Source organism: Cellulomonas xylanilytica, from assembly GCF_007989805.1.
Taxonomy (GTDB): Bacteria; Actinomycetota; Actinomycetes; order Actinomycetales; family Cellulomonadaceae; genus Cellulomonas; species Cellulomonas xylanilytica.
In genome coordinates this window covers 273,949-299,937 of sequence record NZ_BJUB01000001.1, presented here as the reverse complement: position 1 = coordinate 299,937, position 25,989 = coordinate 273,949, and the positions used below count along the sequence as shown (strand labels likewise).

Annotated in this window: 25 protein-coding genes; 7 read left to right on the top strand and 18 right to left on the bottom strand. The window is 72.9% G+C overall.

Going from position 1 to position 25,989, the window contains the following annotated elements; genetic code table 11:
• Positions 1–34 precede the first annotated feature (34 nt).
• Positions 35–1,303, bottom strand: a complete 1,269-nt coding sequence (locus CXY01_RS01345) for a class I SAM-dependent RNA methyltransferase (RefSeq protein WP_146925257.1) — start codon at positions 1,301–1,303, stop codon at positions 35–37.
• Positions 1,293–3,296, bottom strand: coding sequence for an APC family permease (locus CXY01_RS01340; protein ID WP_146925256.1), 2,004 nt, complete (start codon positions 3,294–3,296; stop codon positions 1,293–1,295). Before CXY01_RS01340 ends, CXY01_RS01345 begins: the two co-directional genes overlap by 11 nt.
• A gap of 98 nt (positions 3,297–3,394) precedes the next feature.
• Here CXY01_RS01340 and CXY01_RS01335 point away from each other — a divergent pair, with 98 nt between their 5' ends.
• Both CXY01_RS01335 and CXY01_RS01330 read left to right on the top strand, forming a co-directional pair.
• Complete coding sequence (locus CXY01_RS01335) at positions 3,395–4,045, top strand: potassium channel family protein (RefSeq protein WP_146925538.1); 651 nt, start codon at positions 3,395–3,397, stop codon at positions 4,043–4,045.
• Positions 4,042–4,716: a potassium channel family protein gene (locus tag CXY01_RS01330; protein ID WP_146925255.1), complete on the top strand. Its 675-nt coding sequence runs from the start codon at positions 4,042–4,044 to the stop codon at positions 4,714–4,716. Before CXY01_RS01335 ends, CXY01_RS01330 begins: the two co-directional genes overlap by 4 nt.
• Here the strand turns inward: CXY01_RS01330 and CXY01_RS01325 are convergent.
• From CXY01_RS01325 to dut, 4 genes are all read right to left on the bottom strand, one after another.
• Positions 4,649–5,416, bottom strand: a complete 768-nt coding sequence (locus tag CXY01_RS01325) for a DUF3159 domain-containing protein (protein WP_246124916.1) — start codon at positions 5,414–5,416, stop codon at positions 4,649–4,651. The two genes, CXY01_RS01330 and CXY01_RS01325, sit on opposite strands and share 68 nt — an antisense overlap.
• Complete coding sequence (locus tag CXY01_RS01320) at positions 5,409–5,777, bottom strand: OB-fold nucleic acid binding domain-containing protein (protein WP_146925254.1); 369 nt, start codon at positions 5,775–5,777, stop codon at positions 5,409–5,411. Before CXY01_RS01320 ends, CXY01_RS01325 begins: the two co-directional genes overlap by 8 nt.
• Positions 5,774–6,541: a DUF3710 domain-containing protein gene (locus tag CXY01_RS01315; protein WP_246124915.1), complete on the bottom strand. Its 768-nt coding sequence runs from the start codon at positions 6,539–6,541 to the stop codon at positions 5,774–5,776. Before CXY01_RS01315 ends, CXY01_RS01320 begins: the two co-directional genes overlap by 4 nt.
• A gap of 64 nt (positions 6,542–6,605) precedes the next feature.
• Positions 6,606–7,076, bottom strand: a complete 471-nt coding sequence (gene dut, locus CXY01_RS01310) for a dUTP diphosphatase (RefSeq protein ID WP_146925252.1) — start codon at positions 7,074–7,076, stop codon at positions 6,606–6,608.
• Between the two features lie 38 nt (positions 7,077–7,114).
• On the opposite strand from dut, the gene CXY01_RS01305 reads away from it, so the two are divergent.
• Entirely contained in the window at positions 7,115–7,594 is a 480-nt protein-coding gene (locus CXY01_RS01305; RefSeq protein ID WP_146925251.1) for a DUF3093 domain-containing protein, read from the top strand.
• A gap of 69 nt (positions 7,595–7,663) precedes the next feature.
• On the opposite strand, the gene CXY01_RS01300 is transcribed toward CXY01_RS01305, so the two are convergent.
• From CXY01_RS01300 to CXY01_RS01290, 3 genes are all read right to left on the bottom strand, one after another.
• Positions 7,664–7,963, bottom strand: coding sequence for a DUF4193 domain-containing protein (locus CXY01_RS01300; protein ID WP_056090713.1), 300 nt, complete (start codon positions 7,961–7,963; stop codon positions 7,664–7,666).
• A 161-nt stretch (positions 7,964–8,124) separates the two neighbouring features.
• The gene (locus CXY01_RS01295; RefSeq protein WP_146925250.1) at positions 8,125–8,970 is read right to left on the bottom strand and encodes an inositol monophosphatase family protein; all 846 of its coding nucleotides are present in this window, start codon (positions 8,968–8,970) and stop codon (positions 8,125–8,127) included.
• A gap of 22 nt (positions 8,971–8,992) precedes the next feature.
• Positions 8,993–9,625, bottom strand: coding sequence for a trimeric intracellular cation channel family protein (locus CXY01_RS01290; protein WP_246124914.1), 633 nt, complete (start codon positions 9,623–9,625; stop codon positions 8,993–8,995).
• 148 nt (positions 9,626–9,773) lie between these two features.
• On the opposite strand from CXY01_RS01290, the gene sepH reads away from it, so the two are divergent.
• Positions 9,774–10,811, top strand: coding sequence for a septation protein SepH (sepH, locus tag CXY01_RS01285; protein ID WP_146925248.1), 1,038 nt, complete (start codon positions 9,774–9,776; stop codon positions 10,809–10,811).
• Positions 10,812–10,835: 24 nt separating this feature from the next.
• Here sepH and CXY01_RS01280 read toward each other — a convergent pair whose 3' ends face one another.
• Genes CXY01_RS01280 through CXY01_RS01265 form a run of 4 tightly spaced genes read right to left on the bottom strand, consistent with a single transcriptional unit; the run spans position 10,836 to position 16,069 of the window.
• Positions 10,836–11,495 (bottom strand): thymidine kinase, encoded by a 660-nt coding sequence (locus CXY01_RS01280; protein ID WP_146925247.1) that lies wholly within the window; start codon positions 11,493–11,495, stop codon positions 10,836–10,838.
• The gene (locus CXY01_RS01275; RefSeq protein WP_146925246.1) at positions 11,495–12,703 is read right to left on the bottom strand and encodes an alkaline phosphatase family protein; all 1,209 of its coding nucleotides are present in this window, start codon (positions 12,701–12,703) and stop codon (positions 11,495–11,497) included. The genes CXY01_RS01280 and CXY01_RS01275 overlap by 1 nt, the downstream gene beginning before the upstream one ends.
• Positions 12,700–13,275 (bottom strand): DUF5998 family protein, encoded by a 576-nt coding sequence (locus tag CXY01_RS01270; RefSeq protein ID WP_146925245.1) that lies wholly within the window; start codon positions 13,273–13,275, stop codon positions 12,700–12,702. Before CXY01_RS01270 ends, CXY01_RS01275 begins: the two co-directional genes overlap by 4 nt.
• Before the next feature lie 49 nt (positions 13,276–13,324).
• Positions 13,325–16,069 carry a GNAT family N-acetyltransferase gene (locus CXY01_RS01265; RefSeq protein ID WP_146925244.1) on the bottom strand — a complete coding sequence of 915 codons (2,745 nt, stop codon included), beginning with the start codon at positions 16,067–16,069 and terminating at the stop codon, positions 13,325–13,327.
• 125 nt (positions 16,070–16,194) lie between these two features.
• On the opposite strand from CXY01_RS01265, the gene CXY01_RS01260 reads away from it, so the two are divergent.
• Positions 16,195–18,669 (top strand): DNA gyrase/topoisomerase IV subunit A, encoded by a 2,475-nt coding sequence (locus tag CXY01_RS01260; protein ID WP_146925243.1) that lies wholly within the window; start codon positions 16,195–16,197, stop codon positions 18,667–18,669.
• Between the two features lie 3 nt (positions 18,670–18,672).
• On the opposite strand, the gene CXY01_RS01255 is transcribed toward CXY01_RS01260, so the two are convergent.
• From CXY01_RS01255 to CXY01_RS01245, 3 genes are all read right to left on the bottom strand, one after another.
• The gene (locus CXY01_RS01255; protein WP_246124912.1) at positions 18,673–19,419 is read right to left on the bottom strand and encodes a lysoplasmalogenase; all 747 of its coding nucleotides are present in this window, start codon (positions 19,417–19,419) and stop codon (positions 18,673–18,675) included.
• A 119-nt stretch (positions 19,420–19,538) separates the two neighbouring features.
• Positions 19,539–20,570, bottom strand: coding sequence for a GNAT family N-acetyltransferase (locus CXY01_RS01250; RefSeq protein WP_146925242.1), 1,032 nt, complete (start codon positions 20,568–20,570; stop codon positions 19,539–19,541).
• A 46-nt stretch (positions 20,571–20,616) separates the two neighbouring features.
• Positions 20,617–22,743 (bottom strand): DNA gyrase/topoisomerase IV subunit B, encoded by a 2,127-nt coding sequence (locus CXY01_RS01245; protein ID WP_146925241.1) that lies wholly within the window; start codon positions 22,741–22,743, stop codon positions 20,617–20,619.
• Positions 22,744–22,907: 164 nt separating this feature from the next.
• Between CXY01_RS01245 and CXY01_RS01240 the strand changes: the two genes are divergently transcribed.
• Both CXY01_RS01240 and CXY01_RS01235 read left to right on the top strand, forming a co-directional pair.
• Positions 22,908–23,117, top strand: coding sequence for a DUF7455 domain-containing protein (locus tag CXY01_RS01240; RefSeq protein WP_055915761.1), 210 nt, complete (start codon positions 22,908–22,910; stop codon positions 23,115–23,117).
• Positions 23,118–23,251: 134 nt separating this feature from the next.
• Positions 23,252–23,617, top strand: a complete 366-nt coding sequence (locus CXY01_RS01235; protein WP_146925240.1) for a PH domain-containing protein — start codon at positions 23,252–23,254, stop codon at positions 23,615–23,617.
• A 67-nt stretch (positions 23,618–23,684) separates the two neighbouring features.
• Here the strand turns inward: CXY01_RS01235 and CXY01_RS01230 are convergent, their stop codons facing one another.
• On the bottom strand, positions 23,685–25,259 hold the full coding sequence (locus CXY01_RS01230; RefSeq protein ID WP_146925239.1) for an RNA polymerase sigma factor: 1,575 nt from the start codon (positions 25,257–25,259) through the stop codon (positions 23,685–23,687).
• Between the two features lie 261 nt (positions 25,260–25,520).
• Positions 25,521–25,916 carry a universal stress protein gene (locus CXY01_RS01225; RefSeq protein ID WP_146925238.1) on the bottom strand — a complete coding sequence of 132 codons (396 nt, stop codon included), beginning with the start codon at positions 25,914–25,916 and terminating at the stop codon, positions 25,521–25,523.
• Positions 25,917–25,989 lie beyond the last annotated feature (73 nt).

Genomic DNA, 25,989 nt, shown 5'->3' with positions numbered 1-25,989 from the left:
CACGCTAGTCCGGCACCCCGGCTCCCGCACCCAGTCAGCGCGTGAGGACGGCGACCGCCTCCAGGTGGTGCGTCATCGGGAAGAGGTCGTAGGCCTGCAGGTCCGCCACCGCGTACCCCGCGTCCGCGAAGAGCGCGATGTCCCGGGCCAGCGCCGCCGGGTCGCACGCCACGTAGACCACCCGCTCGGGACGCAGCTCGGTGATCCCGGCGACGACCTTGCGCCCGGCGCCCGTCCGCGGCGGGTCGAGCACGACCGCGTCCGCGTGCACCACGTCGGAGTCGGCGTCCACGCGGCCCGTCAGCACCTGGGCCACGTCACCCGCGTGCAGCTCGACGTTGCGACGGTCGTGCAGGTTCCGCCGGGCGTCCTTGACGGCGCGCGCGTCGCCCTCGACCGAGACGACCTCGCCGGTCTCCCCCACCGCGTCGGACAGCGGTGCGGTGAACAGGCCGGCACCGGCGTAGAGGTCGAGGACCGCAGCACCGTCGACGTCACCGAGACCGGCCAGGACCGCGGCCACCAGCAGGTCGGGCGCCTCCCGGTGGACCTGCCAGAACCCGGTGCCCGCGACGCGGTACTCGTACGCCACCTCGCCGTGCTGGACGTGCTCCTTGACGGCGGTGCGGGCGTTGGGCCGCCCGTCCATGCGGCCGCGGCCCACGTCGAACGGGGCACCGTCGACCAGGACCAGAGGGGCGTCGCCGCTGGACGGGGCGACGGCCTCGACGCGCGCCCCGCCCGACCAGCGCCGACCGAAGAGGTCGAGCGCCGCGATCGCCTCGTTCGCCAGCGGCATCGAGTCGAGCACGTGCACGTCGTGCGAGCGGAAGCCGTGCATCCCGGCGCGTCCCTCGGCGTCGGTGACCAGGTCGATGCGCGTGCGCCAGCCGAGGCCGCCGCGCTCGTCGTCGCCGGGTGCGGCCTGCACGGGCACCTCGAGGTCGAGCTTCGCCAGCCGGCGCAGCTGCTCGGCGAGCACCGCGGTCTTCCATGCTCGCTGGCCCGGCAGGGACACATGCGCGAGCTCTCCACCACCGACACCCCCGGGTCCTGCTGCCGGCCAGGCCGACTCCACCCGGTCCGGGGACGCGTCCAGCACCTCGACGGCGTCCGCGCGCCAGAACTTCGCCGTCTCCCCCGCGTCGGTCAGCCGGGCCCGGACGCGCTCGCCGGGCAGCGTGTGCCGGACGAAGACGACGCGTCCCTCGTGGCGGGCCACGCAGTGACCGCCGTGGGCCACGGGGCCGATCTCGAGCTCGATCAGGTCGTGCGAGGGGTCGGGGGACGTCTCAGTAGCCACGCGGAACGGTACCCCGGACCGGCTCCTCCAGCCCCGTCTGCCCCTCGGACGACGCCAGCTGCCACGGCACGGACGCCACGACGACGCCTGGCGTGAACAGCAGCCGGCCCTTGAGCCGCAGCGCGGACTGGTTGTGCAGCAGCTGCTCCCACCAGTGCCCGACCACGTACTCGGGGATGTAGACCACGACGAGGTCGCGCGGGCTCTCACGGCGGATCGAGCGGACGTACGTCAGCACCGGTCGGGTGATCTCCCGGAAGGGCGAGTCCAGCACGCGCAGCGGCACGGGGATGTTCAGGTCCTCCCACTGCTGGCGCAGGACCTCGACGTCCTCGGGGTCCACCCCGACCGTCAGGGCCTCGAGCAGCTGCGGACGCGACGCGCGCGCGTACGCCAGCGCGCGCATCGTCGGGCGGTGCAGGTGGGACACCAGCACGATCGCGTGCACGCGGCTGGGCAGCGCCCGGGCGGCCTCGGCGTCGGTGCCCAGCGCCAGCTCGGCACGCACCAGCGCGTAGTGGCGGTGGATCGACTGCATGAGGACGAAGATGATCGCCATCGCCAGGATCGCGATCCACGCGCCGTGCGTGAACTTGGTGATGAGCACGACGACGAGCACCGTCGACGTCATGGCCAGACCGACCGAGTTGATGATCCGCGACCGCTTCATGCGGGTGCGACGGGTCGGGTCCGGCTCGGTCCGCAGGTGCCGCGTCCAGTGCCGGACCATGCCCAGCTGGCTCACGGTGAAGGACACGAACACGCCGACGATGTACAGCTGGATGAGGCGCGTGACCTGCGCGTCGAACGCCCAGATGAGAGCGATCGCGACGAGCGCCAGGGTGACGATGCCGTTGGAGAAGGCCAGCCGGTCGCCGCGGGTGTGGAGCTGGCGCGGCAGGTAGCCGTCGCGCGCCAGGATCGAGCCGAGCACGGGGAACCCGTTGAACGCGGTGTTGGCGGCGAGCACGAGGATGAGCCCCGTGACCACCGCGATCAGCACCGCGACGACGGGCACGCCCGAGAAGACCGCGGACGACAGCTGGCTGATGACCGGGTGCTGCACGTAGCTCTCGCCCACCGGCACGCCGTTGTCCAGCAGCTGCGTCTGCGGGTCGTCGGCGAACACCACGCCCGTCGCCCGGGACAGCAGCAGGATCGACATGATCATGACGATCGACAGGCTGCCGAGCAGAGCGAGGGTCGTCGCCGCGTTCTTGGACTTCGGCTTCTTGAACGCGGGGACGCCGTTGCTGATCGCCTCGACACCCGTCAGTGCGGCACACCCCGACGCGAAGGCGCGCAGGATCAGGAAGAACCCCGCCAGGCCGGTCAGGCCCTGGTCGAACGCGGCGTCCGGCGCCAGCTCGAAGCCCGAGCTCTCTGCCATGGTGAGGTTGCCGGTCAGCAGCTGGATCGAGCCCACGACGGCGATCAGACCGATGGCGAGCATGAACAGGTAGACCGGGAGGGCGAACAGGCTGCCCGACTCCTTGACCCCCCGCAGGTTGGCGATCGTCAGGAGCACCACGAGCCCGATGGCGAACGGGACCTCGTGCCCCCGCAGCGCCGGGAACGCGGACGCTGCGTACTGGGCACCCGACGAGATCGAGACCGCGACCGTCAGCACGTAGTCCACCAGCAGCGCGCTCGCCACCGTGACGCCGGCGTTCTTGCCCAGGTTGGTCGTCGCGACCTCGTAGTCACCGCCGCCCGACGGGTAGGCGTGCACGTTTTGCCGGTACGACGCGACGACGACGACCATCACCGCGACCACGGCGAGCCCGACCCACGGCGAGAAGACCAGCGCCGCCATCCCCGCGAGCGAGAGCGTCAGCAGGATCTCGTCGGGCGCGTAGGCCACCGACGAGAGCGCGTCCGACGCGAACACCGGCAGCGCGATGCGCTTCGGCAGGAGCGTGTGACCGAGCCGGTCGCTGCGGACGGGGCGTCCGAGCAACAGGCGTTTGGCGGCATCCGAGAGGTCCGACACGATGCGCAATGCTAGGCCTGCTCACCCGCCCGCAACACCACAGGCACACCTCAGGCGCGGCGCACGGTATAGCGTGCCGCACTGTGCACTTCGTGATCATGGGATGCGGCCGGGTCGGTGCGACGCTGGCGAAGAGCCTCGAGGACAACGGGCACTCGGTGTCCGTCATCGACCAGAACCCCGAGGCGTTCCGGCGCCTGGACCCCGAGTTCGGCGGGAACAAGGTCACCGGCCTCGGGTTCGACCGCGACACGCTGCGGCAGGCGGGGATCGAGGACGCGTTCGCGTTCGCCGCGGTCTCCGACGGCGACAACTCGAACATCCTCGCGGCCCGGGTGGTGCGCGAGACGTTCGGCATCGAGAACGTCGTCGCCCGCATCTACGACCCGCACCGGGCCGAGATCTACCAGCGTCTCGGCATCCCGACGGTCGCGACGGTCCGGTGGACCGCCCACCAGGTCCTGCGACGCCTGCTCCCGATGGGTGCCACCGACGAGTTCCGTGACTCCTCCGGACAGATCCAGCTCTCCCAGGTCGACGTGCACGAGGGCTGGGTCGGTCGGCCCCTGCGCGTCCTCGAGGAGGCCACGGGTGCCCGGATCGCCTACCTCACCCGCTACGGCGACGGCCTCCTGCCGACGTCGACCACCGTCCTGCAGGAGAACGACACCGTGCACGTGCTCATGCGGGCGGACGCCTCCGCCCTGGTCGAACGCATCCTCACCAGCGCACCGGCGGTGACCGCGTGAGGGTCGTCATCGCGGGCGCCGGCTCGGTCGGCCGCTCGATCGCCCGCGAGCTGCTCGGCCACGGCCACGAGGTCACCTTGATCGACCGTCAGCCGTCCGCCATGCGCGTGTCGCAGGTGGCGGAGGCCGAGTGGCTGCTGGCGGACGCGTGCGAGCTGCCGACGCTGCGCCAGGTCAAGACCGAGGAGTGCGACGTCGTCGTCGCCGCGACCGGGGACGACAAGGCCAACCTCGTGATCTCGCTGCTGGCCAAGACCGAGTTCGGCGTCCCCCGCACGGTCGCCCGCGTGAACAACCCCAAGAACGAGTGGATGTTCGACGAGGCGTGGGGCGTGGACGTCGCCGTCTCGACGCCGCGGATCATGACCGCGATGGTGGAGGAGGCCGTCACGGTCGGCGACCTCGTGCGCATCTTCACGTTCCACCAGTCCCGCGCCGACATCCTCGAGCTCACGCTCCCGGACGACTCGCCGCTCGCCGGGGTGCGCGTCGGTCAGATCGAGTGGCCCGCCGACACGGTCCTGGCGTGCATCGTGCGCGACGCCCGGCCCATCGCACCGAGCCCGGACGACACCCTGGAGGGCCGCGACGAGCTGCTCTTCGTCACCGCTCGGGAAGCGGACGAGGCTGCTCTGGAGCAGCTCTTGACCCACGGACCAGCAACCAGCTGACCCACAGCGCGAGGGCCGTTCCGGGCACGCCCATGACGAGCTTCGCGGTGCCGAGCCAGGTGACCTCGGAGCTGAAGTAGAGCGGCAGCTGGACGGCGAGGCGCAGCCCGAAGAGCGCGACGAACGGCACGGTCGCGAGGGCGTAGCGGCGTCGCAGCGGACGGTCCTTCCGCCACGCGACGGCTCCCGCCCACGAGCCCCCCTCGTTGAGCGGGCCCGCCTTCGAGAACATGCCGACGACGAGCCCGACCAGCGGCCAGCCGATCACGATCGTCAGCAGCGTCCCGAGGAACCACGAGACGTTGACCCACAGCCCGTAGGCGAAGAAGTCCTTCGCGTCGCCCGTCCGCCACGCCCACAGCACACCGATCGCGACGCCGAGGAACCCGCCGAACGCCTGCGTCGGCGCCTGCCGCTGCACGAGCCGCACGACGACCGTGATCACCGCGGCGGACAGGGCGACGATCAGCGCGGGCGCCAGCTGCTGCCCGACCGCGATGTAGACGACGACGAACAGCATGCCGGGCGCGACGGACTCGATGATCCCGCGCACGCCACCCACGGCGTCGGACGCGGAGAACGTGTCCGACGACAGCGCACGCATGCCCCGGGCCGGGCCGTCCTGGGGGTCGACGACGTCGTCGACCGCTTCGAGGATGCGCTCGCCGTCGACCGGGTCCCTGCGCTCGGCCTCACTCACCGGGACGCGGCCTGAGCTCGTACCGCGGGTTGAACACCGTCCGCCGACCGTCGATCAGGCACACCAGACCCTCGATCTTCAGGCGGCGCCCGGGCGTGACGCCACCGATCTCGCGTCGACCCAGCCAGACCAGGTCAAGCGAGCCGCTGCCGTCGTACAGCTCCGCCTCCAGGGCAGGCACGCCCTCGCGCGGACGCAGCGTGACCGACCGGATGACACCGGAGACGCTGGCGCGCGAACGGTCGGCCAGCTGGTCGACCGGTGTGCAGCCGACCGAGCGGTGCGCGTCGGCGCGTTCCTCGTCGGCCTCGATCTCGGCCTGGGACGCGACCGCCTTCTTCAGGCGCTCCTTGAGGCTCATCGGATCTCCGTGATCTCCGGGCCGCGGGTCAGCGGGTCGAAGTCCGGCGCCGCGGGAGTCGCGCCGCCCTCGTCGGACTGCTGCTCGGGCGTGCCGGAGGACTTCAGGTTGGGTGTGCCCGGTCCGGGCAGGCGGAGGGTCAGCAGGTCCCGGGGCGGACGGGCGTCCGTGCCGCGGACCACCACGATCCCGGCGAACAGCTGCTCGATCGCCGTCGCCGCCGACGGGTCGACCGCCGCGCGCCCGGTGATCACACCGCGCACGAACCACCGCGGACCGTCGGCGCCGATGAAGCGGGCCGGGCGGTGCCCGGTGCGCCCCTCGGGCGTCCGGACCGGGAGCCGAGCGAGCAGCTCGCGGCCGAACGGGCCGGGCAGGTCGTCAGCGGAGCCACCCTGCTGGGTGACGGACTCGGCGATCTCGGCGCGGATCTCGTCCCAGATCCCCTCGGTGCGGGGCGCGGCGAACGCCTGCACCTGCAGCGAGGAACCGTCCAGGAGGATCGACGCGGCCGACACGGCGTTCGTCGTCTTGTCGATCTCCATCCGCAGCTCCATGCCCTGCACACCGGGCAGGAGGATGGCGCCCAGGTCCACGCGCGGCACGTCGTCGTCGACCTGCGACGCGTCCCACGGGCCGCCGGTCCGCTCGGTCACGGCGGAGGGTGGCGGGGAGGCGTCGTCGACGACCGTCGGGTCGTCGTTCTCGGTCTCGATCGCGTCTTGGGGGGCGGGATCCTTCCCACCACGCCGGAACAGCGCCACGTGCTCACTCCTCTTCGACGCGCTCGCGCGCATCAGTTGCCAACAGATCGACAGTAGTCCCGACCTAGTGCGTCGGCGCGGCCTTCCAACCACCGCTCGACCCGAAGCCGCCCGCGCCGCGGTGCGACCCGGGCAGCTGCTCGGCCTCGACGAAGCGCACGCGCTCCACGCGCTGGATCACCAGCTGGGCGATCCGGTCTCCTCGGTGCAGCTCGAGCGCGTGCTCGACGTCCGTGTTCAGCAGCGTCACGGCGATCTCACCGCGGTAGCCGGCGTCGACCGTCCCGGGGGCGTTCACGATGGTCAGCCCGTGCCGCATGGCCAGCCCGGAGCGCGGGTGCACGAACGCGGCGAACCCGTCGGGCAGGGCGATGGCCATACCCGTCGGGACAGTCACCCGGCCCTGCGGCGGGATCACGACGTCGATCCGGGACACCAGGTCCGCACCGGCGTCACCCGGGTGCGCGTACGAGGGTGCAGGGAGGTCGGGGTCCAGGCGGAGGAGGAGCACCTCGGTACCGGGGTCGGCAGTCACGGAGCCAGACCCTACCCGCCGGATGGGATGCTGGGTGCATGCCAGAAGCTCCTCGCGGGACCCCGCTGCCCTCGTCCCGGACGGCCGTACCGACCTATGCCGAGCGGCTGTGGCTCGGCCCCCTCGGCTGGATGCTGCTCGTCGTGTTCGCGGCGATGATGGCCGTCGCGTTCGTGCCGTTGGACCCTCGCGTCGCGGTCCTGGTCGGGGTCGGTGTCGTGGTGGTCGGCGTGGTCGTCCTGGCGGCGCTGGCTCCTCGGGTCGAGGTGCGTGACGGTGTCTTCCGTGCCGGTGGCGCGCACATCCCGGTGGACCTGCTCGGCGCAGCGGTGCCGCTCGACGCGGACGAGACCCGGGCCGAGCTGGGGCCGCGGCTGGATGCGCGCGCCCATGTCTGCCTGCGCGGGTGGATCCACTCGGCCGTCCGCGTCGAGGTCCGGGACCCGCAGGACCCCACCCCGTACTGGGTGGTCTCCACCCGTCGGCCGGCCGCGCTCGCCGCCGCCCTGCACGCCTGAAGGCCGGTCACCCGGACGTGCCGGGCGACCGACCCTCAGGTGAGTCGTGCGCGTTCTCGGTGCGGACGGTCAGGCAGCGCACTCCGAGCAGACGGGACGACCGTCGCGCTCGTAGGCGAGCTGGCTGCGGTGGTGGACCAGGAAACAGCTCGAGCAGGTGAACTCGTCCGCCTGCCGGGGCAGCACGCGCACGGAGAGCTCTTCGCCGGACAGGTCCGCGCCCGGGAGCTCGAACCCTTCGGCCGCCTCGGTCTCGTCCTCGTCCACCACGCCCGAGTTCTTGTCGGAGCGCCGAGCCTGAAGCTCCTGGAGCGAGTCCTCGCTCAGGTCCTCCTCGGTCTTGCGCGGGGCGTCGTAGTCGGTAGCCATGTGTGGCGTCACACTCCGTGGTCTTGATGGAAAGTCATACGCGGGATCAATGCACGCGACGCGCTTTTTGTTCCCGCGCGCGGTGGGATTCTGCACCACAATCGATCGCCGTGCGAACCGGACGCGCGACCGATTTCGTCACACCCGTCGTGGGAGCGTTTTCATCCGTCCGAGTCGGCGTCCATGCCCTCGAGGAAGGCCCTCAGCTCCTCCACCCGTCCGAGCGGCCCGGCGACCGTCATCGACTCCTGCGCCGCCTGCCCGCGGAGGCCCGTGACCTGCGCGCCTGCCTCCTGGGCGATCAACGCACCCGCCGCGAGGTCCCACGGCTGGAGCCCCCGCTCGTAGTACAGGTCGAGCGTCCCGGCGGCGATCGCGCACAGATCCAGCGAAGCGCACCCCACGCGGCGAATATCACGTACCTGCGGCAACAGTTCCGCGACGATTCGTCCCTGCACCTGCCGCCTCGTCGCGACGTATCCGAAGCCGGTCCCGACGAGCGAGTCGATCAACGGGCGCGCGGCACCCACCGTCAGGACGGTCCCGTCGAGCGTCGCGCCCAGCCCGCGCCCCGCCGCGAACGTGCGGCCGTCCTCGGGGGCGAACACGCAGCCGGCGAGGGCGGTCCAGGTGGCCGGGTCCGGGGCGGCGGCCGGGTCGGGGCCGACCACGGCAGCCACGGAGACGGCGTAGGCCGACGAGCCGTAGAGGTAGTTGACGGTCCCGTCGATCGGGTCCACCACCCACGTGATCCCCGACGTGCCGGGGCGGAACGCCTCCTCCTCGCCCAGGATCGCGTCGTCGGGCCGCAGCTCGGCCAGCCGGCGTCGCAGCAGCGACTCGGACGCGAGGTCCATAGCCGTCACCACGTCCTGGTCGCTCGACTTGGTGGCCGCCACCGTGACGAGCCTGCGTCGCCCGTCCCGGACGAGCGCGCCGGCCTCCCTCGCCAGAGCCTCGGCGACCTCGAGGAGCGTGCGGACCTGGTCGGGCGAGTCGGGGTTCACGCGCCCATCCTCTCAACCCCGCTCAGCGCACGGTGCCCCGCCACGGCCCCGGTGCCTTCAGCTGGAAGCGCAGCGCCATGACCCGCAGGACGAACACCGCGACGACGACGACCACGCTCGTCACGGTGGTGATCGCGTCCTGCCACCACAGGACCGCGGTCGCGGTCGACCCGAGCAGGGCCGGGATCGCGTACAGCTGCCGGTGGTGCAGCACGACCGGCACCTCGCCCGAGAGCAGGTCGCGCAGCACTCCCCCGCCGACGCCCGTCATGACGCCGACGACGACCGCCGCGGTCAGCGTCGTGCCGTACTCCAGGCCCTTGATGGTGCCGACGACGCTGAACAGGGCCAGCGCCCCGGCGTCCAGCACGACGATGACGCGGCGTGCCCGCTCGAGCCGGGGGTGGAAGAAGTAGATGAGGGTCGCGCCGGCGACGGCGGTCGCGATGAACCGCCAGTTCGAGATCCCGACGGGGGGCACCGCGCCGATCAGCACGTCGCGCAGGATGCCGCCGCCGAGCCCCGCCGCCCACGCGAGCACGATGATCCCGAACACGTCGAACTGCTTGCGCACCGCCGCGAGGGCGCCGGACATCGCGCCCACGAAGACCCCGACCAGCTCGAGGACGGGCTCGAGGGGGATGTCTGTGTCCACGGCGCCGATCATCGCAGCGGGACGTCGGCAGGTGGCGAAGGCGCGTGGCGACAGGCTGGCGGCCGGCCGATCCTGCGCCGCACCGCCCCGGGTGCACGCCGACGGGGCGGATCGGTGGCAGGCTCGTGCCGAGTTCCCGGGAGGTCGCATGGGTGAGCTGGAGCTGGTGGGTCTGCACGAGGACGGGGAGCACCTCGTCCTGGTGGCCCCGGACGGGGCGCGCTTTCGTGTGCGCATCGACGAACCGCTGCGTGCTGCCGTGCGCCGTGACCGCCCGCAGCTCGAGCAGCTGCGCGCGGAGAGCGCGGGCACGTTGAGCCCGCGGGAGATCCAGGCACGCATCCGCGCCGGGGCGACGACGCAGGAGGTCGCGGACTCCGCGGGCCTGCCGGTCGAGCGCGTCCGGCGGTACGAGGGTCCCGTGCTCGCCGAGCGTGAGCACGTGGCGGAGCAGGCGCGCGGCACGCGGGTCGGGCGGGACGCCGGTGCGCCGACGCTCGGCGACCTGGTGACGGACCGGCTCGCCGCCCGCGGCGTCGACCCGGGATCCCTCGCCTGGGACGCCGCGCGCGAGGCGTCGGGACCCTGGGTGGTCCTCGCGCGGTTCGCGGTGGGTGACACCGAGCACGAGGCCCGGTGGACGTTCGACCTGGCCAGGCGCACGGTCGTCGCCGACGAGGACGAGGCGCGCTGGCTCTCGGAGACCGAGCTGCCCGACGAACCCGTCTCGCGTCGCCACCTCGCCGCCGTGCGGGACGTGGTCTTCGACTTCCAGGGCGACGCCCTGCACCCCTCGGGCGAGGTCACCGCCGAGGAGCCCGAGCCCGTGGCGGCGCCCGTGCCCGACCCGCACGAGGAGACGGCGTCGCTGCTGGACGACCTGCGCAGCCGCCGCGGCGTCCGGCAGACGGTGGAGCTCGACGACGACGACGCCGAGGAGTTCGAGGGCTTCGGGCCGCAGCACGCGTTCGACTTCGGACGGCCCGACGCCTCCGTGCCCGGCGCCCACCCCGTCGACGCCGACCCCGCCGCCGAGGCGCAGGTCTACCCGGCGCCCGTGGCGGTGCCGGAGCCGGTCACCACCCCGGCGGCCGAGCACGAGGACGCCGAGCGACCGCGGTCCCGTCGTGGCCGCGCCAAGGTGCCCAGCTGGGACGAGATCGTCTTCGGCGCCAAGCCCGAGTAGCGACCGCGGAGCCCGGACAGCGGCTCAGAGCGTGAGCTGCTCCGCCGAGCTCAGCGTCTGAGGGCTCGGCGAGGACGCCCGGGCGGTCGCGGCCGTCATGCGGCGCATGTGGTGGCGACGGCACAGCACCTCGTACCCGACCTCGTCGGCGCCCGCCTCGACGTCACCGACGACCACCTGCGCGCCCTCGACGACCATGGTGCCGCCGATGGTGCGGGCGTTGTGCGTCGCGCGGGAGCCGCACCAGCACAGGGCGCGGACCTGCAGGATCTCCACGCGGTCGGCCAGCTCGACCAGCCGGGCGGCGCCGGGGAAGAGCCGGGCGCGGAAGTCGGTCGAGATGCCGAACACGTAGACGTCCACCCCGAGCTCGTCGACCACCCGGGCCAGCTGCTCGACCTGGTCCGCCGTGTAGAACTGGGCCTCGTCACCGATGAGGTAGTCGACGGGCCGACCCTGCGTCCGCCGGGAGATGACGTCCGACCAGAAGTCCGTCGTGTCGTCCACCTCGTGCGCCTGCTGGGTGAGCCCGAGCCGCGAGGAGATGGTGGCGGCGCCGGCGCGGTCGTGCCGCGTGAACAGGACCCCGTCGCGCCCTCGTGCCGCGTGGTTGTGATGCATCTGCAGCGCGAGCGTCGACTTGCCGCTGTCCATGGTGCCGGAGAAGAACACCAGCTCGGCCATCAGGCCACCACCAGGCAGGGGACGAGCATCTCGTGGCGGGTCAGCGACCCGTGCACCCCGACCAGGTCCATCGACGCGGGCGTCTGGGTGCGCGAGTCGACGACGGTCGCGCGGCCGGTCATCGCCACGACCACGTCACCGATCACCGGCCCGACGTGCTCCGCGACGTCACCGAACCACCTGTCGGCCATCGCCTCCGCGCGCGTCACGACGACGGCGGACGTGCCGAGCGTCTGCCGCCACCGGTCCGCCATGACCGTCGCGTCCACGCCGGGCTCGAGGTGCAGGTGCAGGGCGCGCGGCTCCCCCGCAACGAGCGCCACGCCCGCTCCGAGCACCGGATCGGTCCCCACGTCCCACCGCTGCGCGCGGTCCACGTCGACCATCCCGTGGTCGGCCGTCATCACCAGGACGGTGTCCCGCGGCAGCAGGCGCGCGAGCCGGCCCAGCTCCGCGTCGAGCTCCGCGAGCGCGTCCCCCCACTGCCACGACCCCCACCCGTGGTGGTGACCGGCCTTGTCGACGTCGCCCCAGTACAGGTACGCCACGCCCGGGCGCCGCAGGGCGTCCACGGTGGCGTCGACCCGCGCCGCGAGCGACTCGGCGGCCTTGTACGTGGGACCGCGCAGGGCGGCCTCCGTCAGGCCGGAGCCGGCGAACCGTGCCGGCCCGATGCTCGTCACGCCGGTGCCGGCGGCGACGAGCTGCTCGAAGACGGTCGTCTCCCGCTGCCACTGCCGCGCCGCCGGCAGCCCGGTCCAGCTGACCAGGTTGCCCAGCTCGCCGGTCGCCGGGTCACGGACGGTGTACCCGAGCATGCCCGTGCGGCCGGGCGGCAGCGCGACGCCGAAGGTGCCCATCGCGGTCGCGGTGGTGGAAGGGAACGTGCTGGTCAGCGGCGTGGAGTCGCCGAGCCGGCGGCGCAGGAACGGCGCGTGACCGGCGCGCTCCGCGAGGTTGGTGTGCCCGAGCCCGTCGACCAGCACCACGCAGACGCGCGTGGTTTCGGGAAGCCCGAGCACGCGCTGCGAGTCGACCGCCCCGGGCACGTCGTGCACCCCGATCGCACCGGCGACGGCCGGCAGCACCCGGCCGAGGCACGGGTGCTCGGACCCCGGCGCGACGAGGCCGGCGGCCTCGAGGTCGGCGCGCACGCGCGAGGGCACCGTCGACAGGGCAGTCGTCTCCGGCGACTCGACGTCGGTCATCGTGCCCGGGCGCTCGCCGCGGACAGCTCCCGGGCGAACGCCGTGGCGGCCCGCACCGAGTCGAGCCCCTCCGCGGCGGCGCTCACGCGGACGACGACGTCGTCGGGAGCCAGCGTCCCGGTCAGGCCGTGGTCCGCGTCGCAGCTCGGGTCGCCGCACGTGGCCGGCTCCAGGTCCACCCGGGAGACCGCGCCCCAGCCGACCACGAGGGTCAGCTCCTGCGCCGGCCGGCCGCGCTCGTGCTTCTCCGGCAGCGGCACGACGTGGGTCAGCGCCACCGACGTGAGCTCCGCGAGCGGTACGGCCTCGGTCGTGGCCGACGCGGACGCCGAGGGGTGCTCGGAGTCGGCGGGGTGGTCGTCGACGTGCGCGACGACGAGTCGCGTGGGCGTCAGCACCAGCACGGTCACGTGGCGGCGCACCTCCGCGGCGTCGAACGTCGTCTCGGGGTGGACCAGGTGAGCCACGACCTCTTCGTCGGCGAGAGCCACGTCGAGCACGTCGACGACGAGCTCGGGGTAGTAGCCGGCACGGTGGAGGTCGTGGTGCAGGGCGGGAGCAGCAGCAGGCACCCGACCATCCTCCCACCTCACGGGACGTCCCCTGCGAGCGCGCACGGGGTCACACCCTCGGCAGGCGTCGGGTCGCGTCGGCACGGTCCGCGCGGGACACCGAGGCGCGGGCGCCGAGCACCGCCAGGCCGTGCTCGGAGACCACCACGGGGTTGAGCTCCAGCGAGCGCAGCTCCGGCAGGTCGTCGGCGAGCACCGACACCCGGGCGATGAGGTCCTCCAGCGCCGCGACGTCGAGCGCCGGCAGCCCCCGGTAGCCGAACAGCCGGGGCGCCGCGCGGGCGGTCCGGACCAGCTCGGAGACGTCGACGTCCGTGAGCGGTGGCACCCCGTACGCGATGTCGCCCAGGAGGTCGGAGGCGTCGCCGGCGAGCCCGAAGCTGATGATCGGGCCGAACAGCGGGTCCTCGACCGACCGCACGACGCACGCGGAACCGTGCGGGGCCATCGCCTGCACCTCGAGCGGCTCCTCGCCGTCCGCCGCCTCCAGGCCGGCCGCGAGCGCGAGCACCTGCGCCACGTCGGCGCGCAGCTCCGCCTCGTCCGCGACGTCCAGGCGGACCCCTCCCAGGTCGGCCCGGTGGCGCAGCGCGGGCACGGTCGTCTTGAGCGCGACGGGCCAGCCGATCCGTTCCGCGGCGGCGACCGCCTCGTCCGCGTCGTGCACCCGCGTCGACGGCACCACCGCCACCCCGACGGTGGCGAGCAGCGCGGCGGTGCGGTCGCGGTCGAGCCCCACCGCGGCGTCACCCGACGCCTCGGCGTCGAGCCAGCCGGCCACGAGGCGCCGGGCGGCCCGGGTCTCGGCGCCCTCGGGGTGCAGGGGCTGCCCGCGGTCCCCGTCCCGCCACCGCGCGTAGCGGGCGGCGTGCCCGAGCGCGAGCGCCGCGTCCTCGGGCGTGCTGTACGCGGGCACCGTCCACTCCTTGCCGTCGTCGTCGCGGGCGGTCAGCTCCGGGGTGACGCCGTGCAGGTCGTAGATGCAGGCCACGGTCGTCCGGCGGGATCGTGCCGCCCGCTCCGCGACCGTGTCCTGCAGGACCGTGTCGGGACCGCCGACGGTCGGGATGCGGACGACGACGACGACGTCGCTGTCCGGGTCGTCGTAGAGCGCACCGACCGCCGCACGGACACGGTCCGGCGGTGCGTCCTCGGCGAGGAGCTGCACGTGGCCGCTGACGACGAGACCGGCGGCCGCGACGGCCTCGGCGACGAGGGCCGCCACGGACGCGGAGCTGGCGAGGATCGCGGTGCGGCGCCCGGTCGGCAGCGGCTGGTGCGCGAGCACCTGCGCGACGTCGAGCAGCTGGTGGGTGTTCTCGACGCGCACCACCCCGGACTGGCGCAGCACCTCGGCGAGCGTGCGGGGCGGTGCGTGCGTCGGCCGGACGGCGTGCCCGGGCGGCACCACCTGTCCGGAGCGGCCGGCCGTCACGACGATCACCGGCTTGATCAGCGACAGGCGCCGGGCGACGCGGGAGAACTTGCGCGGGTTGCCCAGCGACTCCAGGTACAGGCCGACCACGTCGGTGCGGTCGTCGTCGGCCCAGAACTGCATGAGGTCGTTGCCGGACACGTCGGCGCGGTGACCGGCGGACACGAACTGCGAGACGCCGATGCCCCGGCGCCGGACCCCGGCGAGCAGTGCGACGGACAGCGGTGCGGACTGGCAGAAGAGCCCGACCCGGCCGGGCACCGGCGGGGACTGCGCCAACGACGCGTTGAGCTGGAGGTCGCCCTCGCGCGTCGAGACGATCCCGTAGGAGCTCGGGCCGACCACCCGCATCCCGGCCCCGTGCGCCGCCCGCAGGACGGCACGCTGGCGGTCCAGCCCGTCGGGTCCGTCCTCCGCGAACCCCGCGGACAGCAGGACGATCCCGCGCACCCCCAGGCGCGCGAGCTCCCGGGCGACGTCGGCCGCCGCACCGGCGGGCACGGCGACGACCGCGAGCTCGACCGGCCCGGGGACGTCGGCGAGCCGTGCGTGCAGCGGCAGGGGCGGGTCGCCCGGGACGCCCACGGCGTGCACGACGACCGACGGGTCGCCGACGAGGAGGTCCGCCAGCACGCGGGAGGCCAGCCGGCCGGCGAGCGTCTCCCAGGTCTGCGTCCCGGGGCCGACGACGACCACCGACGACGCGTGCAGGACGCCCCGCATGGACAGCGCCTCCGCGCGGTGCTCACGGTCCGCCATCACGGCGAGCGACCGGTCCGTCGGGTCGATGTCGAACCCGACCGCCACGATCCCGTCCTCGGTGCGCTGCCGGACCTCGTACCCGGCCTGCTTGAAGACGGCGATCATGCGGCCGTTCTGCGGCAGGACCTCCGCGACGAACCGCCGCACCCCCCGCTCCCGCGCGGCCGCGGCCAGGTGCTCGAGCAGCACGGACCCCAGGCCGCGGCCCTGGTGCGCGTCGGCGATGTTGAAGGCGACCTCGGCCTCGTCCGAGCCGATGCGGTCGTACCGCGCGACGCCGATGATCTGGTCGGCGCCGCCGGGGTCCGTGGACACGTCCCCGCTCGACACCGCCACCAGGGCGACCCGGTCGACGTGGTCGACGTTGACCAGCCGGGCCAGGTCCCGCTCGGAGAGCCGCTCCAGCGGGGCGAAGAACCGCAGGTAGGTGGACCGTTCCGACTGCCCGACGTGGAACGCCTGGAGGGCGTCGGCGTCGTCGGGGCGCAGCGGCCGCACGTGGGTGGTGGAGCCGTCGTGCAGCACGACGTCCGCCTCCCAGGCGACCGGGTACGCGGGCCCCGGGCGCGGGAGCTCGTCAGCGGTGACGTCTGCCATGAGCGCCACGCTAGACCGGTCCGGCGCACCCGCGCGCCGCTGGTCAGCGCGCCGCGGCCCGCCGGACGGTCCGGACGGTCCACAATGGTCGCCGCACAGCAGACCGGCCCCGAGGAGCAAGCAGCATGGCGCGTCGCCCCGCGACCCCCGACCTCCCCCCGGAGGACCTCGTCGAGCGCATCGTCGACATCGACGTGGCGACCGAGATGGAGGGCTCGTTCCTGGAGTACGCCTACTCCGTCATCTACTCGCGCGCCCTGCCCGACGCCCGCGACGGCCTCAAGCCGGTGCAGCGCCGGATCCTCTACCAGATGTCGGACATGGGCCTGCGCCCGGACCGCCCGTACGTGAAGTCGGCGCGCGTCGTCGGCGAGGTCATGGGCAAGCTGCACCCGCACGGTGACGCGGCCATCTACGACGCGATGGTCCGGCTGGCCCAGCCGTTCTCGCTGCGCCTGCCGCTGGTCGACGGCCACGGCAACTTCGGCTCGCTCGACGACGGCCCGGCGGCCCCCCGCTACACCGAGGCGCGCATGGCGCCGGCCGCACTCGCGATGACCACGGGGCTCGACGAGGACGTCGTCGACTTCGTGCCCAACTACGACAACAAGCTGACCCAGCCCGAGGTGCTCCCCGCGGCGATCCCGAACCTGCTGGTCAACGGCGCGTCGGGCATCGCGGTCGGCATGGCCACCAACATGGCGCCGCACAACCTCGTCGAGGTCGTCGCCGCGGCGCGGCACCTCGTCCTGCACCCCGACGCCACGCTCGAGGACCTGCTGCGCTTCGTCCCCGGTCCGGACCTGCCCTCGGGCGGCAAGATCGTCGGCCTCGAGGGCGTCCGCGACGCCTACCGCACCGGCCGCGGGGCGTTCCGCACGCGCGCGACCGCCCGGATCGAGAACGTCACGCCCAAGCGCAAGGGCATCGTCATCACCGAGCTGCCGTACACGGTGGGCCCGGAGAAGGTCATCGAGAAGATCAAGGAGGGCGTGCAGAGCAAGAAGCTCTCGGGCATCTCCGACGCGGTCGACCTGACGGACCGCGCGCACGGGCTGCGCCTGGTCATCGAGATCAAGACCGGCTTCGTGCCGGAGGCCGTCCTCGAGCAGCTCTACCGCTACACCCCGCTCGAGGACTCGTTCTCGATCAACAACGTCGCGCTCGTCGACGGGCAGCCGCGCACCCTCGGCCTGCGCGAGCTGCTGGTCGTCTGGGTCGAGCACCGCCTGGTCGTCGTGCGCCGGCGCTCGCAGCACCGCCTCGCCAAGCGGCTGGAGCGGCTGCACCTGGTCGAGGGCCTGCTCGTCGCCATCCTGGACATCGACGAGGTCATCCAGGTGATCCGCACGTCCGACGACGCCGACACGGCGCGCGCCCGGCTGCGCAGCGTGTTCGACCTGTCCGAGCCGCAGGCCGAGTACATCCTCGAGCTGCGGCTGCGTCGCCTGACCCGGTTCTCCCGCATCGAGCTCGAGAAGGAGCAGCAGCAGCTCGTCGAGGAGATCGCCGAGCTCCGGGCGATCCTGGCCGACGACGACCGGCTCCGCGCCCTGGTGTCCGACGAGATGGCCGAGGTCGCTGCCACGTACGGCACGCCGCGCCGCACGATCCTGCTCGAGTCGGCGGGCGGCACCTCGATCACCGGAGCGCCCGCGGCGCGCGGTGCCGCGGCCCCGCTGGAGATCGCCGACACCCCGTGCTGGGTGCTGCTGTCGGGCACCGGCCTGCTCGCGCGCACGGCGTCCGACGACCGGCCCGTGCGCGGCGACGGTGCCCGGCGCGCCAAGCACGACGTCATCGCCGCGTCGATCCCCGCGACCGCGCGTGCGGAGATCGGCGTCGTGACGTCCCAGGGCCGGGTCGTCCGCGTCTCCGTGCTGGACCTGCCCGGCCTGCCGCCGACCGACGGGGCACCCTCCCTGTCCGGTGGTGTGCCGCTCGCCGAGGTGGTGACGCTCCTGCCGCGCGAGCGTGTGGTGGGCCTGGCGTCACTGGCCGCCGACGCACCGACGCTCGCACTCGCCACCGTCCAGGGCACCATCAAGCGCGTGACCTCCGGCGACGTGCCGGGGAACCGTGACGCCTGGGAGGCGATCTCGCTCAAGGACGGCGACGAGGTGGTCGGTGCTGCCGCCGTGAGCGACAACGACGAGCTGGTCCTGCTCTCGTCCGACGCGTCGCTGCTGCACTTCCCGGCGTCGGCCGTCCGGCCCCAGGGACGGTCTGCGGGCGGCATGGCGGGCATCAAGCTCGCGGCCGGTCAGCGCGTGGTCGCGTTCGGCACGGTCCCCGCCGACCAGCTCGCCGAGGCGGTCGTCGTCACCGTCGCCGGCGCGTCGGGCGCGCTGCCCGGCACGCAGGCCGGGTCCGCCAAGGTGACGCCGTTCGAGGCGTACCCGGGCAAGGGACGCGCGACCGGTGGGGTCCGGGCACACCGGTTCCTGCGCAACGAGGACGCGCTGCTGCTCGGATGGGTCGGTGCGGCGCCGGCGTGGGCGACGGGTTCGGCCGGTCAGCCGATCGAGCTGCCCCCGACCGATCCCCGGCGTGACATGTCCGGCACGGCGTTGTCCGCACCGGTGCACGCCATCGGCTGACCGTCAGACGAGGGCGACCACGTTGTCCGGCACGGGCGGCCGTTGGGCGTAGGAGCGGACCGGTCGCGGCTCGGGTGCGCGGCGGTCGGCGACGTTGCGGGCGATCACCGCGGCGGCGAGCAGACCCTGCCCGACCGTGTACGTGAGCATGACCCAGAAGCCCTGCCCGGCCAGGTCCCACCACGGCACGAACGCCTCGAGCGCGATGAGGCCGTCGCTCACCAGGAAGACGGCTCCGCCGACCGTCGCCAGGCGTCCCAGGCCCGTCGCGAGGACCGCCATGGCCACGAGGACGCCCCCGTACACGGCCACCGGCACGAGCAGGGCGTCGGCCCCCGGCGCGCACAGGCCGACCAGCGCCGCGAGCACCGCGGCGTAGGGCAGCAGGAGGACCGGCCGGGTGTGCAGCACGGAACGCCGGACCAGTGGCGCGAACGCCACGACGTACGCGACCTGCGCGAGCAGGAAGAACCCGACCATGACGAGGAAGGCCGTGTCCTCGGCGACGAGCGACGGCACCAGGTCACCGAGCCAGGAGAAGCCGAGAGCGACCAGCGTCCACGTCACGACGTGTCCCCGGGGCCACCGCGTGGCGGTCACGACGACGGCGGCGAAGGCCGGCATGAGCGTCCACTGGCTGACGCGGGCGAGCCCGTCGGCGCCGGCGACCTGCGCCCCCAGGTGCACCAGCACCGATGCGACGGCGACCGCGACCCACACCCGCGCGGCCATGGACAGCGAGCGCCCCACGACGACCTCCTCGACGGCGGGCGTCCTCGTCCACCGACAGCGACGGCAGGACCTCGTCGTCCTGCCGCGCCGATGCTAACCCGCGCGCAGGCTCCCGCGAGGACGTTCCGAGCGGACGCTCAGAGCTCGATCGAGTACATCGTCGAGCTGTGGAACACCGCGTAGCCGAGCCCCTCGTAGAGCCGGTGCGCGCCGGACTGGTTCGCCGTGTCCACGCCGAGCTCGGCGTAGTCCATGCCGTCCGCCTGGTACGCCGCCATCACCGTCGCGAGGAGCGCCGGAGCGAGCCGCCGGCCGCGCCAGGCCCGTCGCACCCCGAGCAGGTCGGTGTACCCCGCCTTGTAGCCGATGACCGGCCAGTCGTGCTCGTACCGCCCCGACAGGAGGTAGCCGACGACCTCGCCGCTGGCGTCGTCCACGGCGATGAAGCTCCACGCCGGCGCGAACATGCTGCGCCCCTGGTTCCAGTCCTCGGCCGTGCGGGGCTCGCTCCCCCAGTGGTCGGCGAACGCCTCGTTGTGCGCGAGCCTCACCTGCTCGTCCAGTTCCGCGCTCCACGGCACGATGCTCAGCCCGTCGGGGACCTCGACGGACGGCAGCGCGACGTTCAGCGGTCGACGCATCTCGGAGTAGAACCGCACCGGGGTGAAGCCGTTCACCTGGAGAAGCCGGGCCGTCGCCGCCGCCGCGTCGTCGGTGAACGCCGCGAGCCGCGCCGGGAGCTCCTTCCCCGACGCCGCGAGCAGCTGCCGTCCGCGAGCCTCCTGCCACGCGAGGACCTGCCGCCCGATCCCCCTGCCGCGCCACTGCGGGTCGACGGCGCCGTCGAGGAAGGCGCGGACCACCCGCGCGTCGCCGGGCGGCTGGTTGACCCGCGCGTAGGCACGGATGACGCCGTCGGCGTCCACGCCGGCGAGGGTGTCGCGGGCGTGGTCCTTCCACTCGCCGTCGAACTCCTCGTCGACCTCCTCGGCCGACGTCCGGTAGGGGATGCCGTCGGCCTCCTCCACGGCGGTGAGGAGCCGCGTCAGGGCCGGCACGTCGGCACGCGTCAGCGGGCGCCACGTCAGGCCGCCGGCGTCGCTCGGCACGGGCACGTCCGCCGGGGCGGCGACACGGTCGACGAGGGGTGCGAGATCGGTGGTGGTCACCGCGCCACGATCCCCGCTCGGACCGCCTCGCGGCAACCGAAATGGGTCAGGCGTCGATGCGACTGCGGTCCAGCCCGTCGGCGCCGGCGACGATGAAGTCCTTGCGCGGCGCCACGTCGGACCCCATCAGCAGCTCGAAGATCTCCTCGGCGCGCTGCGCACCCTCGACCGTCACGCGACGCAGCGTGCGGTGCCGAGGATCCATGGTGGTCTCCGCCAGCTGGTCCGCGTCCATCTCGCCGAGGCCCTTGTACCGCTGGATGTCGTCCTTGTACCGCTTGCCCGCGCGGTCCAGCTTCTTCAGCGTCGCCACGAGCTCGGCCTCCGAGTACGTGTAGACGTACTCGTTCTTGCGCCCACCGCCCCCGATGACCTCGACGCGGTGCAGCGGCGGGACCGCGGCGTACACGCGCCCGGCCTCGACCAGCGGCCGCATGTACCGGAACAGGAGCGTGAGCAGCAGGGTGCGGATGTGCGCGCCGTCGACGTCGGCGTCGGTCATCAGCACGATCTTGCCGTAGCGCGCCCCCTCCAGGTCGAACGAGCGGCCCGACCCGGCCCCGACCACCTGGATGATCGCGGCGCACTCGGCGTTCTTCAGCATGTCCGTGACGGACGCCTTCTGGACGTTCAGGATCTTGCCGCGGATGGGCAGGAGCGCCTGGAAGTCCGAGCTGCGGGCCAGCTTCGCGGTGCCCAGAGCGCTGTCCCCCTCGACGATGAACAGCTCGCTGCGCTCGACGTCGTCGCTGCGGCAGTCGGCCAGCTTGGCCGGGAGCGAGGAGGTCTCCAGCGCGTTCTTGCGGCGCGAGATCTCCTTCTGCTTGCGCGCCGACAGCCGGGCCCGCATCTCACCGACGACCTTGTCCAGCAGCAGAGCCGACTGCGCCTTGTGGTCGCGCTTGGGCGACGCGAAGATCGCGGCCAGCTCCGTGTCGATGACCTTGGCGACGATCGCGCGGACCGGTCCGGTGCCCAGCACCTCCTTGGTCTGCCCCTCGAACTGCGGCTCGGCGAGGCGGACGGTGACGACCGCGGTCATCCCGGCCAGCACGTCCTCCTTCTCGATCCGCTCGGAGGTGTCGCGCGACGAGATCTTCAGCCGCCGGGCGTTCGCGTCGACCGCCTTGCGCATGGTGCGCAGCAGCCCGGCCTCGAACCCGGCCAGGTGCGTCCCGCCCTTGGGCGTCGAGATGATGTTGACGAAGCTGCGGACCTCGGTCTCGTACCCGGTCCCCCACCGCAGCGCGATGTCGACCTCGCAGGTCCGGGAGACCTCCTGCGCGGTCATGTGACCCCGCTCGTCGAGGATCGGCACCGTCTCGGTGAACGCGCCCGAGCCCGTCAGGTGCCACGTGTCGGTGACGGCCGTGTCGGGCGCCAGGTGGTCCACGAAGTCGATGACGCCCCCGCTGTGCAAGAACGTCTCCTCGTGCGGGCCGTCCGCGCCGGGCGTCCCCGGGATGCCGCGCTCGTCGCGCACCGTCAGCGTGAGCCCCGGCACCAGGAAGCTGGTCTGCCGGGCGCGCGTGACCAGCTCGTCGTACGCGAACACGGCCGTCTTGGGGAAGATCTGCGGGTCCGCCCAGTACCGCACGCGGGTCCCGGTCCGGGCGCGCGCCACCTTGCCGGCCACGCTGAGCTCGGACCCTGAGACGAACGGCTCGAACGGGTTGTCGGGGGCGATGCCGCCCTGGTCGTCGAACGTGCCCGGCTCGCCGCGGTGGAACGTCATCCGGTGCGTCCGACCGCCGCGGTCGACCTCCACGTCCAGACGCGCGGACAGGGCGTTCACGACGGACGCGCCCACGCCGTGCAGCCCACCGGACGCCCCGTAGGAGCCGCCACCGAACTTGCCACCGGCGTGCAGCTTAGTGAACACGACCTCGACACCGGTCAGGCCCGTCTTGGGCTCGATGTCCACCGGGATGCCGCGCCCGTTGTCCCGCACCTCCACCGAGGAGTCGGCGTGCAGGACGATCTCGATGCGGTCCCCGTGGCCGCCGAGGGCCTCGTCGACCGAGTTGTCGATGATCTCCCACAGGCAGTGCATGAGCCCGCGGCTGTCCGTCGTGCCGATGTACATGCCGGGGCGCTTGCGCACCGCCTCGAGCCCTTCCAGCACCGAGAGGTGCCGGGCGGTGTAGCCGGACTGGGGGGAGGTCGTCGTCACGGGCCTGATCGTAGTGCGCGGGTCCGACGGTCAGCCGGAACCCATGCCGTCGGCAACGGTCATGTTTCAGGTGTGTCACGGTCTGCTACGCGGTGAGCGAACCACCCGCTCCCGGTGCGATGGATCCGGCGCCGGGATGGTTCTATTGATCTGTGACCGGGACCATGACGCATCCACTGACCGCGGCCGACCGCTGCGACCGCTGCGGCGCACAGGCCTATGTCCGAGTTGTCCTCGCCGTGGGAGAGCTGCTGTTCTGCGCGCACCACGCACGCGAGCACGCACCGAAGTTCGCCGAGCTGGCGACCCACGTGCAGGACGAGACCGACCGCCTCCTCGCCGAGCACGGCGCCGGAGCCGGCGCGGCGATCTGACGCAGCGCTCGACCCCCTGACGACGCGAGGCCCGGACCGGGTGGTCCGGGCCTCGTTCTCGTCCGGGACCCGCAGCCCTATGCTCGGCCGCGACGGGCGGACGCCTGTCGTCCCCGAGCGAGCGGAGCCGTCCCGTGACCGAACCCGACGTCGACAAGGCCGAGCAGCTCGAGCTGGTCAGACGTGGCCTGCTGCAGGGCGAGGAGGTGCTCGCGGTGTACGACTGCATCGGGACCGGCACCGGCTTCGTCGGGCTGACGACGCTCCGGATCGTCATGCAGGACAAGAGCTTCGTCGGCAAGCGCGTCGCGATCACCTCGATCCCCTACCGGCACGTGCGGTCCGTGTCGGTGGTCAGCAACACGTCCATCGCCGGGAAGTTCACGTCGAGCAGCAGCATCGCGATCGACGTCGGCGGGACGGTGCACGAGGCCGACTTCCGAGGTGTCGAGAAGGCGCACAAGGCCCACGACCTGATCCTCTGGTACATCACCCGCTGACGCGTCCGACGACGCGACGAAGGCCCGGAGCATGTCGCTCCGGGCCTTCGTCGTCGGTGGGTGCCGATCAGTCCAGGTAGTCGCGCAGGACCTGGGACCGCGACGGGTGCCGCAGCTTCGACATGGTCTTGGACTCGATCTGGCGGATCCGCTCACGCGTCACGCCGTAGACCTTGCCGATCTCGTCGAGCGTCTTCGGCTGACCGTCGGTGAGGCCGAACCGCATCGAGACCACGCCCGCCTCCCGCTCGGAGAGGGTGTCCAGGACCTGGTGCAGCTGCTCCTGCAGGAGCGTGAAGCTCACGGCGTCCGCGGGGACGACCGCCTCGGAGTCCTCGATGAGGTCGCCGAACTCGCTGTCGCCGTCCTCGCCGAGCGGGGTGTGCAGCGAGATGGGCTCGCGACCGTACTTCTGGACCTCGACGACCTTCTCGGGCGTCATGTCGAGCTCCTTGGCCAGCTCCTCCGGCGTGGGCTCACGGCCCAGGTCCTGGAGCATCTGGCGCTGGACGCGCGCGAGCTTGTTGATGACCTCGACCATGTGCACCGGGATGCGGATGGTGCGGGCCTGGTCGGCCATGGCGCGCGTGATGGCCTGACGGATCCACCACGTGGCGTACGTCGAGAACTTGTAGCCCTTGGTGTAGTCGAACTTCTCGACGGCGCGGATCAGACCGAGGTTGCCCTCCTGGATCAGGTCCAGGAACAGCATGCCGCGGCCGGTGTAGCGCTTGGCCAGGGACACGACGAGGCGCAGGTTGGCCTCGAGCAGGTGGTTCTTGGCCCGCCGCCCGTCGTTGGCGATCCACTCGAGCTCGCGCTTGATCTTGGGCTCCATCGTGATGCCCGCGTTCAGTCGCTCCTCGGCGAACAGACCGGCCTCGATGCGCTTGGCGAGGTCGACCTCCTGCTCGGCGTTCAGCAGGGCGACCTTGCCGATCTGCTTCAGGTAATCCTTGACCGGGTCCGCCGTCGCACCGGCAGTGACGACCTGCTGGGCGGGAGCGTCGTCGTCGTCGGCGTCGGAGTAGACGAAGCCGCTGTCCTCGGTTTCGTCCTCCTTGGCGGCGGGCTTCTTCTCGCCGTCCTCGGAGTCGTCCTCGTCCGCGTCGGTGGCGTCCTCGGCGACCTCGACGACCTCCACGGCCTCGACGACGACCTCCTCGATGGCCTCGATGTCGGGCTCGTCGCCCTCGACGACGTCGACCTCGTCGGCGTCGGTCGCGACCTTCTTGGCGGCGGCGGACTTGGCCGCCGGCTTGGCAGCGGCGGTCTTGGCCGCGGCGGTCTTGGCTGCCGTGGTCTTGGCCGGTGCAGCCTTGGCGCGCGTGGTGGGCGCGGCGGCACCCTCCGCGGGGGTCACGACAGCCTTCGTCGACGGACGGGCCTTCGCGCTGGTCGCGGCGACGGCGCGAGCGGGTGCCGCGGGAGCGGCAGGCTCGCGGACGCCGATCCCTGCGGTGGACAGGCCGCGGACGACGGCGCGCAGGCGCTTGGCGTCCTGGACGTCCGCCTGCTCGCACGCGGTGCGCAGCTCCTCGGCGCCCACGGTGCCGTGGGTGCGGCCGCGCAGGACGAGGTCCTGCAGGGCGGGGTGCTCGAACTCACGCGGAAGAGCGGGATGCGGGGTCTGGGACGACACGAACGACCTTTCGGCAGCGCGACACCCGGAACGGGGCCGGGAGGTAGATGGATATTGTACCGACCCCTGGGGCCGCTCGGCGCGATCACGGGCACGACGACACGGCCGTCGAGGACGGCGGTCACGGGGTTCTTGGTCTCAACGAACGGGAGTCACCAGAGATTCCCGCCTGTCGAGGCCCGTTCGGTCACCGTGCGCGCAGATGGGGACGATCAGCCGTCCGGGTGTGTCGGTGCGGCCTCGTGGCCGGTCGGGACCGGATCAGGCAGGCCCGGGCTTGACCGTCAGCACGGGGCAGGGAGCGTCGAACAGCACCCGCTGCGCGTTGGCCCCGAGGATGAGCTTGCCGACAGGGCTGCGACGCCTCAGGCCGAGGACGACCAGCTGGGCACCGACCTGCTCCGCGGTCAGGATGAGGTCGTCCGCCACGTCGCCGCCGGTGAGCAGGCGCACCTCGCTGTCGACGCCCGCGGACGCGAGCTCCTCCCGGACCCGGTCGAGCTCCGCCTCCAGATCGCTGCGCTGCTCCTCCGGAGCGTCGGGACGTGTGCTCACGACGACCACGACGCGCGTGTCGCGCTGCCGTGCCTCCTCGATCGCCGCCCCGAGGGCCGCCCGACCTTCCGGAGTGGCCAGATAGCCGACCACGATGCCCATCGGTCCTCCCCTCGTCCCGCGGCAACACCGCCGTGACCGTGACGCTACCGGAGGCGACGGGTGCCGACGACCT